10 protein-coding genes are annotated in these 12,856 nt (G+C 72.7%); 2 read left to right on the top strand and 8 right to left on the bottom strand.

From position 1 onward, the window contains the following. Nucleotides 1-28: 28 nt before the first annotated feature. The 4 genes from FHX52_RS02185 to FHX52_RS02170 form a co-directional block, all read right to left on the bottom strand. Nucleotides 29-1,075, bottom strand: coding sequence for an ABC transporter ATP-binding protein (locus FHX52_RS02185; RefSeq protein WP_141819516.1), 1,047 nt, complete (start codon nt 1,073-1,075; stop codon nt 29-31). Continuing rightward, nucleotides 1,072-2,631, bottom strand: coding sequence for an ABC transporter permease (locus FHX52_RS02180; protein ID WP_246069573.1), 1,560 nt, complete (start codon nt 2,629-2,631; stop codon nt 1,072-1,074). Before FHX52_RS02180 ends, FHX52_RS02185 begins: the two co-directional genes overlap by 4 nt. A gap of 47 nt (nt 2,632-2,678) precedes the next feature. Beyond that, nucleotides 2,679-3,758, bottom strand: coding sequence for an extracellular solute-binding protein (locus FHX52_RS02175; RefSeq protein WP_141819514.1), 1,080 nt, complete (start codon nt 3,756-3,758; stop codon nt 2,679-2,681). A 231-nt stretch (nt 3,759-3,989) separates the two neighbouring features. Further along, nucleotides 3,990-5,204 (bottom strand): MFS transporter, encoded by a 1,215-nt coding sequence (locus FHX52_RS02170; RefSeq protein ID WP_141819512.1) that lies wholly within the window; start codon nt 5,202-5,204, stop codon nt 3,990-3,992. A gap of 126 nt (nt 5,205-5,330) precedes the next feature. Between FHX52_RS02170 and FHX52_RS02165 the strand changes: the two genes are divergently transcribed. Beyond that, nucleotides 5,331-5,879, top strand: coding sequence for a type II toxin-antitoxin system PemK/MazF family toxin (locus tag FHX52_RS02165; RefSeq protein WP_141819510.1), 549 nt, complete (start codon nt 5,331-5,333; stop codon nt 5,877-5,879). Between the two features lie 101 nt (nt 5,880-5,980). Here FHX52_RS02165 and rpsT read toward each other — a convergent pair whose 3' ends face one another. The 3 genes from rpsT to FHX52_RS02150 form a co-directional block, all read right to left on the bottom strand. Continuing rightward, complete coding sequence (rpsT, locus tag FHX52_RS02160) at nt 5,981-6,241, bottom strand: 30S ribosomal protein S20 (RefSeq protein WP_141819508.1); 261 nt, start codon at nt 6,239-6,241, stop codon at nt 5,981-5,983. A gap of 227 nt (nt 6,242-6,468) precedes the next feature. After that, nucleotides 6,469-7,434, bottom strand: a complete 966-nt coding sequence (holA, locus tag FHX52_RS02155) for a DNA polymerase III subunit delta (RefSeq protein WP_141819506.1) — start codon at nt 7,432-7,434, stop codon at nt 6,469-6,471. Nucleotides 7,435-7,626: 192 nt separating this feature from the next. After that, nucleotides 7,627-9,867: an ATP-dependent DNA helicase gene (locus FHX52_RS02150; RefSeq protein ID WP_141819504.1), complete on the bottom strand. Its 2,241-nt coding sequence runs from the start codon at nt 9,865-9,867 to the stop codon at nt 7,627-7,629. Nucleotides 9,868-10,027: 160 nt separating this feature from the next. Here FHX52_RS02150 and FHX52_RS02145 point away from each other — a divergent pair, with 160 nt between their 5' ends. Continuing rightward, entirely contained in the window at nt 10,028-11,731 is a 1,704-nt protein-coding gene (locus FHX52_RS02145) for a formate--tetrahydrofolate ligase (protein WP_141819503.1), read from the top strand. Nucleotides 11,732-11,737: 6 nt separating this feature from the next. Here the strand turns inward: FHX52_RS02145 and FHX52_RS02140 are convergent, their stop codons facing one another. Continuing rightward, on the bottom strand, nt 11,738-12,853 hold the full coding sequence (locus tag FHX52_RS02140) for a GNAT family N-acetyltransferase (protein WP_141819501.1): 1,116 nt from the start codon (nt 12,851-12,853) through the stop codon (nt 11,738-11,740). Between the last annotated feature and the right edge of the window lie 3 nt (nt 12,854-12,856).

The raw sequence follows: 12,856 nt of genomic DNA, 5'->3' as shown, positions 1-12,856 counted from the left end.
TGCTCGGCCCCGTCCACGTCTGGGGTGGTCAGCGGGGGTAGGCGAGCGCCGGCCCGATGACGCGGACGGCCACGTCGTCTCCCGGCCGGAGCGGAGCCTGGGATCGGGCGGCCAGGCGCAGGGTGGGGCGGGACCCGGTGAGGGTGAGCCGCACGATCGAGTCGTGTCCCTGGAAGACGACGTCGTCGACGTGGGCGCGGTGACCGTGGCGCTCGATTCGGCCGTCGACCCGGATCTGCTCCGGTCGCAGCGCCGCGAGCACCGGCCCGTCGGGCACCTCGGCAGTGCCGTGCAGGGGCAGCACGCCGAGCGCCGTCTCAACCGTCGCTCCCGCCTTGGTGCCGGGCAGCTCGACGAGGTCGCCGACGAAGCGCGCGACGACGAGGTCGGCGGGCCGCTGGTAGACCTCCGCGGGACTGCCGTGCATGAGGACGCGACCACGGTCCATGACGGCGACGGAGTCGGCCATCGACAGCGCCTCCTCCTGGTCGTGGGTGACGATCACTGCGGTCGCCCCGATGGCGCGGAGCACGCCCCGCACCTCGGTGCGCACCTGCGCCCGGAGGCCGGCATCGAGCGCCGAGAAGGGCTCGTCGAGCACCACGACACCGGGGCTCGGAGCCAGCGCCCGCGCGAGCGCGACCCGCTGCTGCTGACCACCGGAGAGCTCGTCGGGACGACGGTCGCCGTGGCCCTCGAGGCCGATCAGCGCGAGCATCTCGGCCACCCGGCCGGCCGTCGCGCGGTCACGCCGGCGGCCGGGCAGGCCGAACGCGACGTTCGCGGCAACGTCGAGGTGCGGGAAGAGCGCCCCCTCCTGCGGCACGATCGCGACTCCGCGACGCTCCGGCGCGACATGGGTCCCCGACGCCTCAACGGTCGCTCCGCCCACGGTGACCGTGCCGGCGTCGGGCCGCACGAAACCGGCCACGACCCGCAGCAGCGTCGTCTTGCCGCAGCCGGACGGCCCGAGCACGGCCGTGAGGTGACCGCCCGCCACGGTGAGGTCGACGTCGTCGAGCGCGTTCGTCGCGCCGAACGCCTTGGTCACGCCCTCCAGCGTCACGGTGCTCACGGGACTCTCCTTCGGTGCGGGTCACTGGGTTGGTCGAGGGAGGTGGGGGGCTCGCAGGGGTCGCCCGACTCACCGGACTCACCGAGCCGCCCCTGCGCGTGCATGAGCCACAGCGTCGGAACGACGGCGAGCGCCACGAGCGCGAGAGCGTAGGGAGCGGCGGCGGCATACGCGGCGACCCCCGTCTCGGTCCACAGGCTCGTGGCCAGCGTGTTGGCGCCGGTCGGGCGCAGCAGCAGCGTCGCCGGCAGCTCCTTCATGATCGTCAGCAGGACGAGCGCCGTGCCGGCCGCGACCCCGGGGCCGGCCAGCGGGAGCGTCACCCGCCGCAGCACGTCGAGCGGTCGGCTCCCGAGCGAGCGGGCGACCTCCTCGACCCGGGGTGAGCTCATCGCGACGGACGCACGCACGGCGCCGACGCCCGCGGGGAGGAAGAGGACGGCATACGCGATGAGGAGGAGCGGCGTGCGCTGGTAGATCGGCTGCGCGACGCGGATCCCGAAGAAGACGAGAGCAAGGGCGACGACGATGCCCGGCAGGGCGTGGCCCGCCCAGGCGCCGAGCTCGATGGCGGAGGTCGCGCGCGAGCGATGGCGGGCGACGAGCACCCCGATCGGCACGGCGAAGGCCATCGTGACGAGGGCGCCGAGCACCGCGAGCAGGAGGGTCGTCGCCGTGCTCGTCACGAGACGCTCCACGTCGACGCCGGCGGAGAGCCCTGTGACGAACCAGTAGGCGAGCGAGGCGAGCGGGAACGCGAGTGCGACCGCGAGGACCGCGAGGACGGCAGCGGTCGCCGCGGCCGCGGCCATTCGCCCGAGCCGCAGCGGCTCCGAGCGACGCGAGACTCCCGAGCCCACCCGGGTCTGCTCGAGGCCCCGACGGCTGCGGCGCTCACCCAGCGCGATGAGCACGGTGAGGACGACGAGCAGCAGCGAGAGGACAGCCGCGGGCGTGCGGTCGAAGCTCGCGCGGTAGGAGGTGTGGATGACGCGGGTGAAGGCGTCGAACTGCAGCAGCGACACGGCCCCGAAGTCGCTCAGCGCGTAGAGCGCGACGAGCAGACCACCCGACGCCGCAGCGGGCCAGACCTGTCGCACCGTCACCGTGAGGAAGGTGCGCCACGGGCCGCGGCCGAGGCTGCGGGCGACCTCCTCCTGCGCCGGGTCGACCCCGCGCATCGCCGCGACAACGGGGAGGTAGACGTAGGGGTAGGTGCAGGCGGTGAGGACGAGCGTCGCCCCGACGAAGCCGCGCGCCCAGGGCACGGCCGCGACCCAGGCGAAGGCCGCGACGTAGCTCGGGACGGCGAGCGGCAGTGCGAGCAGCACGGCGAGGACCCGCCGGCCGGGCAGGGTGGTGCGGGTGACGAGAGCCGCGAGTCCGACGCCGAGGACGAGGCACAGCGTCGTCACCGTGCCGACGAGGGCGAGGCTGCGACCGACGAGCTCGAGGGTGCCCGGGCGGGTGAGGATCGCCCCGACCCGGTCGCCGGCCTCGACGGTGCGCAGCACGAGGTAGCCGAGCGGCAGGAGCGCGAGGAGCGCTCCTGCCACCGACGGGACGACCAGCCAGAGCGGGGCCCGCCCGGCGTCGCGCGCGCTCAGGTGAGACCCACCTCGCCTAGGAGCGCGAGGGTGCGGTCGAGCGAGTCGAGCTTGTTGAGGTCGACGCTCGAGCTGCGCAGGTCCTTGAGCGCGGGCAGGCCGGCGGGCGTGGGGGTTCCGTCGACGACGGGGTACTCGAACGTCGTCTCGGTGAAGTACTTCTGCGCCTGGGGGCCGAGGAGGAAGGACACCGCCTTGGTCGCGGCCTCCTTCTGGTCGGTGCCCTTGAGCACGCCGACTCCGGCGACGTTGATGAGCGCGCCGGGGTCGTCCGAGCCGAGGAAGCGGATCTTCGCCGTCACGGCGGACTCGCCCTTCTCGGCGGACTTCTCGAACCAGTAGTAGTGGTTGATGAGGCCGAGCGACACCTCGGCCTTGTCGACGCCGTCGAGCACGGCGACGTTGCTGTCGTACGCCTTGGGCTCGTTGGCGCGGAAGCGCTCGAGCCACGTCTTGGCGCCGTCCTCACCCTTGGTGACGCGCAGCGCGGTGACGAAGGCGTGGAAGGAGGCGTTCGACGGGGCGAAGCCCACCTTGCCCTTGTACCGGGGGTCGAGCACCGCGTCGATGCTCGTCATCTGCGCCGCCTCGGGCGCCTGCCCCGGGTGGTAGGCGACGACGCGTGCGCGCGCCGACGTGCCGACCCAGAGGTTGGCCGGGTCGGCGTAGCCGTCGATGACCGTGGCGGTGAGTGCCGGGTCGAGGGCCTCGAGCCGGCCGGCCGCTCCGAGGGCTCCGAGGGCGCCGGCATCCTGGCTGAAGAACAGGTCGGCGTTGGTGGCGTCGCCCTCCTCGAGCAGCTGCGCGGCGAGCTCGCTGGAGCCGGCGTAGCGCACGCTGACCTTGACGCCCGTCGCGGCGGACAGCTGGTCGAGCAGGCCCGAGACGAGCTTCTCGTTGCGGCCGCTGTAGATGACGAGGTCACCGTCGGCGGCGGCTGCCCCCGACGAGGACCCAGCGGCACCGGTCGATCCGGAGGCGGGGGCGTCCGCGGAGCCGCAGGCCGCGAGGGCGAGGAGGGCGGTGGCCGCGAGGGCGGGGACGAGCAGGGCGGGACGTCGGCGACGGAGGTTCACGAGGAGGCTCCCAGTGTCAGGGTCGAGGGCAGGAGGGCTCGGCCGCCGAGTCGCGTGACAGGTGTGAGTTGCTCCGGACTGGGTGACCTCACCGCGTTGGCGAGTTAGGCAAGCCTCACCTTATTTGCGAGGCTCGCGCACGCCAAATCCCGTCCACCGTGGACCGCCCGGGCCCGGAGTCGTTGAGAGTCCCCGAGTCCCCGAGTCCCCGAGTCCGCGAGTCGCGGATGGTCAGACGTTGGCGGTCTCGACGGGCCGCGCGGTGGAACGGGCGACGCGCGCACGCCGCTCGAGCACGGCGGACAGCACCGCCACGCCGACACCGAGGAGCGCGAGCCCGGCGCCCACCAGGCTGGGCGCGCCGTAGCCCCAGCCGGCGGCGAGCACGAGCGAGCCGAGCCAGGCCCCGAGGGCGTTGGCCATGTTGAGCGTCGAGTGGTTGAGCGCGGCCGCGAGCGACTGCCCCTCGTGGGCGACGTCCATGAGGCGCGTCTGCAGCAGCGGGACGACGATCGAGGGAAGCACCCCGAGCACGAAGACCATCACGACCGCGAGCCACAGCACCTGCGCCGCCCAGCCGAAGACGGCGAGCAGCGCCCCGACGAGCGACAGCGCGATGATGATCCCCTTGAGCACCCCGACGCGGTTCGCGACGCGGCCGCTGAGGACCATGCCCGTGACCATGCCGATGCCGTATGCCGCGAGCACCCACGGGATGTAGCTCTCGTCCAGCCCGGCGAGCTCGGTCATCGTCGGCGTGATGAAGGAGTACATCGCGAACATGCCGCCGAAGCCGACGACGCCGATGAGCAGGGCGAGCCAGACCTGCAGGCGGCGCAGGGCCCGCATCTCCGAACGCATCGACTCCTCGCCGCTCGGGCTCTGGTGGGGCAGGAAGACGCCGATCGCGGCGACGGTCACGACTGCGACGGCGCCGACGACGAGGTAGGGCAGGTGCCACGAGTAGCGCTGCCCGAGCAGGGTCGCGAGGGGCACCCCGATGACGTTGGCGACACCGAGGCCACCGAGGAGCGTGGCGACCGCGGCCGTGCGCCGCTGGTGCGACACGAGCGAGGCAGCGACGACCGAGCCGATGCCGAAGAAGGCGCCGTGCGGGATGCCGGCGAGGAAGCGGGCGGCCATGACGGTCGGGTAGGTGTCGGCGAAGGCGATCGCGATGTGTGACACGGCGAAGAAGCCCATGAGCGCCATGAGCAGGCCCTTGCGCGGCACCTTCGCCGCCATGACGGCGATGAGCGGAGCGCCGACGACCACCCCGAGGGCGTAGGCCGAGACGTAGTGACCGGCCGTCGCGATGTCGACCCCGGTGCCCTCGGCGATCTGGGGCAGCAGCCCCATCGTGACGAACTCCGTCGTGCCGATGGCGAAGCCACCCAGCGCGAGGGCGAGGATGGCAAAGGTCGTGCGTCGTGCGGCGGGGCTCACGGGTGGGTTCTCCGGGTTCAGGGCTCGGACGGGCAGTGCCGGGGGCACTAGGAGCGGACAGGGTGGATCGCCATCGACCCGCGCTCAGACCCAAACGGTAACGGTGGCGCGGCTACGGTGATTCCCATGTCTGCCCTCGACCGCCTCCTCCAGGGCCTGCGCAGCGCCCTGCGCGGCCCCCGCTCCCAGCCCGCTCCCCGACCGAAGCCGGGCACTCAGAGCACCAAGCCGGGCACCCAGCGCGCGCAGGACGGCGGGGGCGGCCGGACGGCATACCCCGGCGATGCGACGACGCTGCCCGACACGACGTACTCCCCCGCGCCCGACGGCAACCCCGACCCCGGCGAGATCGTGTGGACGTGGGTGCCCTACGAGGAGGACCACACCCAGGGCAAGGACCGGCCCGTGCTCGTCATCGGCCGCGAGGCCGACTGGCTCGTCGCGCTGCCGCTGACGAGCAAGGACCACGACGTGGACGAGCAGCAGGAGCGCCGCTCGGGGCGTGAGTGGGTCGACATCGGCACGGGCGACTGGGACCGGCGCGGCCGACCCAGCGAGGTGCGGGTCAACCGGCTCGTCCGGGTCGACCCCCACGGTGTGCGGCGCGAGGGGGCGGTGCTCCCCCGCGACCGCTACGAGCGCGTCGTCGCGGCGGCCCGCGCGCAGCTGCGCTGACGCGTCCGCCGCCTCACCGCCCGCCCGAGGAGGCGTTCAAGACGCAGTTCGGGCCCGTCACCGAGCGGTGACGGGCCCGAACAGGGCTGGTGCGGCTCGCGTCAGAGCGACGCGGCCTTCTTCGCCATGGCCGACTTCTTGTTGGCGGCCTGGTTGGCGTGGATGACGCCCTTGGAGACAGCCTTGTCGAGCTTCGTCGAAGCGACCTTCAGGGCGTCGGACGTCGCATCCTTGTCGCCGGAGGCAGCGGCCTCACGGAACTTGCGGATCCACGTGCGGAGCTCGCTCTTGACGGCCTTGTTGCGCTCGGTGCGCTTCTCGTTCGTCTTGATGCGCTTGAGCTGCGACTTGATGTTTGCCACGTTGAGATTTTCTTTCGTTCGGTCGGATGGTTGCCGTTAGAGGGCGGCAAAGCGTCTCGGGACCGGGCGTGGGGCACCCTGCGTGAGCCGCTCTGGGTAGAGCCTGCATGCGCGCACGACCAAGAGCGCGCACGCAAGGGTTAAAGTTACCAGCGGCCCCGGCTCCCCTCCAAACCGGCTCCGGTGCTGGGGTCGGCCCACCGCGGGGGTATGCCGCCCGGCCGGGGTCAGCTCGCCGCGCGGGCTCGAGCGATGGTGAGGATGGCGCGCTCGACGGCATAGACCGGGTCGCGACCACCGCCCTTGACCTCGTGGTCGGCGGCGGCGATGGCCTGGACGGCGACGGCGAGCCCGTCGGCGCTCCAGTGCCCGACGGCCCGACGTGCCTTGTCGACCTGCCACGGGGCCATGCCGAGGCTCTTGGCGAGCTGGGCCGAGCTGCCCCGGCCGGCCGATCCCACCTTGATGAGCTGGCGCAGCTGCGAGGCGATGACGGCGACGATCGGCACCGGGTCGACCCCCGAGGCGATGGCGTGCCGGAGCAGGCGCAGCGCCTCGCCGGGCTGGCCCGCGACGGTCGCGTCGGCGACGCGGAAGCCGGTCGCCTCGACCTTGCCGCCGTGGTAGGTGTCCACGACGGCGTCGTCGACGGGGCCCTCGGTGTCGGAGACGAGCTGAGAGCAGGCCGCCGCCAGCTCACGGAGGTCCTTGCCGGCCGCCTCGATCAGGGCACGCACACCCTCGTTCGTGATCTTGCGGTGGGCGGCCGCGAACTCCTTCATGACGAAGTCGGTCTTGTCGCGGTCGGTCTTGACGGCGGGGCAGTCGATGACGCGGGCACCGGACTTCTTCATCGTGTCGAGGACCTTCTTGCCGCGCATGCCACCGCCGTGCGCCACGACGAGGAGCAGGTCGGGGTCGGGGGTCGCGACGAGCGTCAGCAGGTCGGCCTGCATCTCCTCGGGCGCCTCGTGGACCCCGGTGACGACGATCGCCTTGACGCCGCCGAAGAGCGACGGGCTCGCGTGCATCTGCAGGGCGCCGGCCTCGTAGGTGCCCGGCTCGAGACGGATGACCTCGAGGTCGGGCTCGGCCGCGCGGGCGCTCGCGACGACGCCGGAGACGGCGCGCTCGACGAGGAACTCCTCGGGCCCGGTGACGAGGACGAGCGAGGAGGCAGCCGGGTCGGTCATGGCCCAACCATGCCACGCGCCCCCGACACCGTGAGCCGCCCACCCCGGAGGCGCGCCTGACGCCTGGTCGCCGCCCGCAACACACCGAGCAGTTGGCAACCCCCCGTGGCACACCTCGTGGTGTTGGCGCCTGCTCGGTGTGTTGCGAGGAAGGTGGGGCCGGGCACCGACGGGGTATGCCGCGTGGCCGGGTCAGTCGAAGAGGGCGCCGGAGGCGAGGGTGAGGTCGAGCTGCTCGAGGCGGGCCGCGATGGTCTCCTCGCTCAGCTCGAAGTGGTCGACGAGCTCGTCCAGCTGCATGCCCGACTCGGCGGCATCGCGCAGCTCCTCGTCCTGCTCGTCGGTCCACGCATGGCCGGCGGTGACGGCGCTGCGGGTCGACTCGGCGACCGGCGGCGGCCCCGCGACAGGCCTCGGGTGCTCGGTGCCGTCGGCGTCGGCGCGGGCACCGGTGAGCGACCGCAGCGCGGGCTCCTCGACGGCGACGGGCGGCGACGCCGTCGCGTCGAGGCGGGCGAGGGCGGCGAGCACCATCGTCTTGTCGGTCGTGGGATAGAAGGGGGGCAACGAGCGCTGGAGGAAGCCGGCATACCGCGCCGTCATCATCCGGGAGTCGAGGAAGGCGACGACCCCACGGTCGTCTGACCGTCGCACGAGCCGACCCGCCCCCTGGGCGAGCCGGAGCGCGGCGTGTGTCGCAGACACAGCCATGAAGCCGTTGCCGCCCATCCGCGCGATGGCCTGCGAGCGGGCCGACGCGAGCGGGTCGTCGGGGCGCGGGAACGGGATGCGGTCGATGATGACGAGCTGGCACGACGACCCCGGCACGTCGACCCCCTGCCAGAGGGTGAGGGTGCCGAAGAGGCAGGTGCGCGGGTCGCGGGCGAACTGGCGCACGAGCGTCGTGATCTGGTCCTCGCCCTGGCAGAGGACCGGGATGTCGTCGCCGAAGCGCGCCCGCATGATCTCGGCTGCGGTCTGCGCCGCCCGCATCGAGGAGAAGAGCCCGAGCGTGCGTCCGCCGGCGGCGCGGACCAGCGCCTCGATCTCATCGAGCGTGTCGTCGCCGGCGCCGTCGCGACCCGGCGGGGGCAGGTGGGCGGCGACGTAGGCGATGGCCTGCTTCGGATAGTCGAACGGGCTGCCGACGTCGAGGCCCTGCCACGCCGGGGCGCCCTCCCCCCGCAGGCCGATCGTGCCGGCGACGGCGTCGAAGGTGCCGCCGAGCTCGAGGGTCGCCGACGTCAGCACGACGGTGCGGTTGTCGAACACCTTGTCGCGCACGAGCATCGCCACGCTCATCGGGGCGACACGCAGGACCGGGCCGCGGCGCTGGTCGCGGTTCAGCCACACGACGTCGAGCTCGCGCTCCTCGAGGATGCGCTCGGCGTTCTCCTGCACCTCGTCGACGGCGGCTCGCGCGACCTGCCGCGCCCCGTCGGCCTCCTGACCGGGCGGCGGCTTGAGGTCGCTCTGCACCGTGCGCGCCGTGTCGCGCACCCGAGCGAGCGCGAGGGCGACCGAGTCGGGCACCCCGAGCATCCGGCCCTCCTCGAGCGGCTCGAGCGCGGCCGCGAGCAGCTCCCCTGCCTCCTCGAGCGCCGAACCGTTCTCCGACATCCGACCCGCCTTGCGGGCGGCCGTCATGACCATGGCACCGGTGAGCTCGTCGGTGATCGTCGCGGTGACGCGGTCGACGAGCTCGTGGGCCTCGTCGACGACGAGCACGTCGTGCTCGGGCAGCATCTGGCGGCCCTCGAACGAGTCGATGGCCATGAAGGAGTGGTTGGTGACGATGACGTCGACGTCCTTGGCCGCCTCGCGGGCGCGCTCGACGAAGCACTCGGCGACGAGCGGGCACTTGCCGCCCATGCACTCGTGCGCCGAGACCGACACCTGCCGCCAGGCCCGCTCGGACACACCGGGGACGAGCTCGTCACGGTCGCCGGAGTCGGTGCTCGTGGCCCACTCGCGGAGGCGCACGACCTCCTGGCCGAGCCGCCCGGCAGCAGCGTCGACCTGACCGACACCGAAGAGCCCCTCATCGTCGTCGGGGAAGCCGCCCTCGAGCTTGTTGAGGCACACGTAGTTGCGGCGGCCCTTGACGAGGGCATAGGTCGGGCGACGTCCGAGAACGGGCGCCAGCGCGTCGGCCACGCGGGGCATGTCGCGGTCGACGATCTGGGCCTGCAGCGCGAGCGTGGCCGTCGCGACGACCGCGGGCTTGCCCGCCTCGAACGCGTGGGCGACGGCCGGCACGAGGTAGGCGAGCGACTTTCCGGTGCCGGTGCCCGCCTGCACGAGCAGGTGCTCGTGCGCGTCGATCGAGCGGGCGACGGCCCGCGCCATCTCGACTTGACCGGGCCGCTCGGCGCCCCCGACCCCTGACACCGCGGCGTGGAGGAGGTCGTCGAGCGCAGGTCGCTGGGGCATTGGATCAGGGTAGTGCCGACGCGTGGGGGCCCTGCCCCCCTGGCCCCCGCCCTGTGGACCGGCGGTATGCGGCGTGGATCGTCCCGCCTGGGCCCGACATCACACTCGTCATTGCGGCGATTCTGTTGTGCGAGCAAAGATCCGGGAGTTGTATCGACTCATGAGTGCAACGATGCCCACCGACCTCGAGATCGCGCACGCGGCGACCCTGCGTCCGCTCGTCGACGTCGGGTCCGACCTCGGACTAACCGAGGACCAGCTCGAGCCGTGGGGGCGTGACGTCGCGAAGATCGACCTCTCCGTCCTCGACGAGCCGGACACCGGCCATCGGGCGAAGTACGTCGTCGTCACGGCGATCACCCCGACGCCCCTCGGCGAAGGCAAGACGACGACCTCGGTGGGCCTCGCGCAGGCCATGGGCCGTCTCGGCAAGCGCGCGGTCGTCGCCCTGCGGCAGCCGTCGATGGGCCCGACCTTCGGCATCAAGGGCGGCGCGGCCGGGGGCGGCTACAGCCAGGTCGTGCCGATGGAGCGCCTCAACCTGCACCTGACGGGCGACTTCCACGCCGTGACGGCCGCGCACAACCTGCTCTCGGCAATGATCGACAACCACCTGCACCACGGCAACAAGCTCGGCATCGACGTCCGCAACATCACCTGGCGCCGGGTCCTCGACGTCAACGACCGGGCGCTGCGCACCGTCATCGTCGGCATCGGCGCCCGCGAGGACGGCCTCGTGCGCCAGACCGGCTTCGACATCACCGCCGCGAGCGAGGTCATGGTGCTGCTGACGCTCGCCACCTCACTGGAGGACCTGCGGCTGAGGCTGGGCCGGATCGTCGTCGCCTACACCGTCGAGGGCAAGAGCGTGACGGCAGACGACCTGCAGGCCGCGGGCGCCATGGCGGTCATCCTCCGCGACGCCCTCAAGCCGAACCTCCTGCAGACCCTTGAGGGTGGCCCGGCCATCATCCACTGCGGGCCCTTCGGCAACATCGCGACCGGCACCTCCTCGGTGATCGCCGACCTCGTGGGAGTGCGTGGCAGCGACTACGTCATCACCGAGGCCGGCTTCGGCGCCGACATGGGCGCGGAGCGCTTCTTCAACGTCAAGTGCCGGGTCAGCGGGCTGGTTCCCGACGCGGCGGTGCTCGTCGCCACCGTGCGCGCCCTCAAGGCCCACTCCGGGCGCTGGACGATCAAGCCCGGCAAGCCCCTGCCCGAGGGACTGCTCGACGAGAACCCCGACGACGTGCGCTCCGGGCTGCCCAACCTGCGCAAGCACATCGAGATCATCCAGCGCTTCGGCATCGCGCCCGTCGTCGCGATCAACGCCTTCCCGACCGACTTCGACTCCGAGCACGCCGTGATCAGTGCGCTGTGCGACGAGCTCGGGGTGCGGTGCGCCGTGACGACACACGTCGCTGACGGAGGGCCCGGCGCGCTCGACCTCGCCCGGGTCGTCACCGAGGCGGCCGAGGAGCGCACCGACTTCCGCTTCCTCTACCCGCTCGAGATGCCGCTGACCGAGAAGATCGAGACCGTCGCCCGCGAGGTCTACGGGGCGGACGGCATCGATGTGAGCCCCGCCGCGGCCAAGGCCCTCGCGGAGTACGAGCGGCTCGGCTTCGGCACTCTGCCCGTCGTCATCGCCAAGACGCACCTGTCGATCTCCTCGAACCCCGCCCTCAAGGGTGCGCCGACCGGCTGGCGGTTGCCCGTGCGTGAGGTGCGCGCGGCCGTGGGCGCCGGCTACGTCTACGCGATCTGCGGCGACATGCGCACGATGCCCGGCCTGCCGAAGTCGCCGAACGCCGAGCGCATCGACCTCACCGAGGACGGCTCGATCGTCGGACTGTCCTGAGCTCCCTCAGCGCAGCGGCGCGCCATCGACCCGGCGCGCCATCGCGACGTCGTCGCGGTAGTCGCTCTCGGTCAGCTTGAGCCCGCGCGGGACGCGCCCCACCTCGCTCCAGCCCGCGCGCCCGTAGAACTCCCCGAGGCCCAACCCGTCGCGGTAGTCGAGGCGCAGCAGCTCGACATGGGGAAGGTCGCGGCGGGCGATGCCGACCATGCCCCCGAGCAGGATCCGACCGAGGTTGCGCCCCTGCAGCTGCGGGTCGACCATGAGCCGCTTGAGCCCGGCGACGTGCTCGTAGGGGAAGCCGAGCGCGTGCTCCCAGAGCCCGATGCCGCGCACCGGCCCGGCCGCCGATGGCCGAGATCCCGCCCGATCGCCCTGCGGGCCCGCCGGCTCACCCTCCGGGCCTGCCGGCTCGCGCAGGACACAGAGCAGGCTGCGGCCGGAGCGCACGTCGTCGAGGTGGCGGTCGAGCGCCGCCGCGACGTCGGCGCGCGGCGCCCCGGGCAGGAACCCGACCGAGCCGCCGGCGTCGTTCACCCGGACCCAGAGGTCGACGATGTCGTCGCGCAGGGCATCGACGTCGCCGGTGGGGACGGCTGACACGCGGGGCGCCTCGAGGTAGAGCATGGGCTCGCCGTGAGGGTCGTCCCGCGGTGCCCGGGTGCCGCACGCGAAGAGGCCGGAGCGCTCGGCCGTGCGCCGTGACGCGGTGTTGACCTCGTCGACCATCGCCGTGACGAGATCGTCAGGTCGGTGCTCGACGCCCCAGGCCACGACAGCCCGGGCGATCTCGAGCCCGAACCCGCGGCCCAGGCGGTCGAAGGCGAGACGGTAGTAGAGGTTCAGGGCAGAGGCATCAGAGTCCTTGTGCCGCAAGCCCGCCCACCCGATGACCGCGCCGGTGGCACGGTCGACGACGGCGGCATACCCCAGCCCGGCACGCTCCCAGTCGGAGAGGTCGGCCGACAGCCGCTCGCGGCAGCCCTCGGGTGTCGGCATGCTCGCCGGCGAGTGCGCGTAGGTGCGCGGGTCGGTGTGCAGACGCACGTAGTCGTCGAGGTCGTCGGCCCTCGGACGACGCAGGGCGAGGCGCTCCGTCGTCAACCAAACGGGAGCGCTCACGAG

Origin of the sequence: Humibacillus xanthopallidus (assembly GCF_006717145.1) — a bacterium.
Lineage (GTDB): Bacteria > Actinomycetota > Actinomycetes > Actinomycetales > Dermatophilaceae > Humibacillus > Humibacillus xanthopallidus.
This window is presented reverse-complemented; position numbering and strand designations above follow the sequence as displayed.

Bases quoted from the DNA above. Each gene is read 5' to 3' on its own strand.
- FHX52_RS02165 (WP_141819510.1), top strand. From the start codon at position 5,331: ATGTCTGCCCTCGACCGCCTCCTCCAGGGCCTGCGCAGCGCCCTGCGC.
- holA (WP_141819506.1), bottom strand. From the start codon at position 7,434: ATGACCGACCCGGCTGCCTCCTCGCTCGTCCTCGTCACCGGGCCCGAG.
- FHX52_RS02150 (WP_141819504.1), bottom strand. From the start codon at position 9,867: ATGCCCCAGCGACCTGCGCTCGACGACCTCCTCCACGCCGCGGTGTCA.
- FHX52_RS02145 (WP_141819503.1), top strand. From the start codon at position 10,028: ATGAGTGCAACGATGCCCACCGACCTCGAGATCGCGCACGCGGCGACC.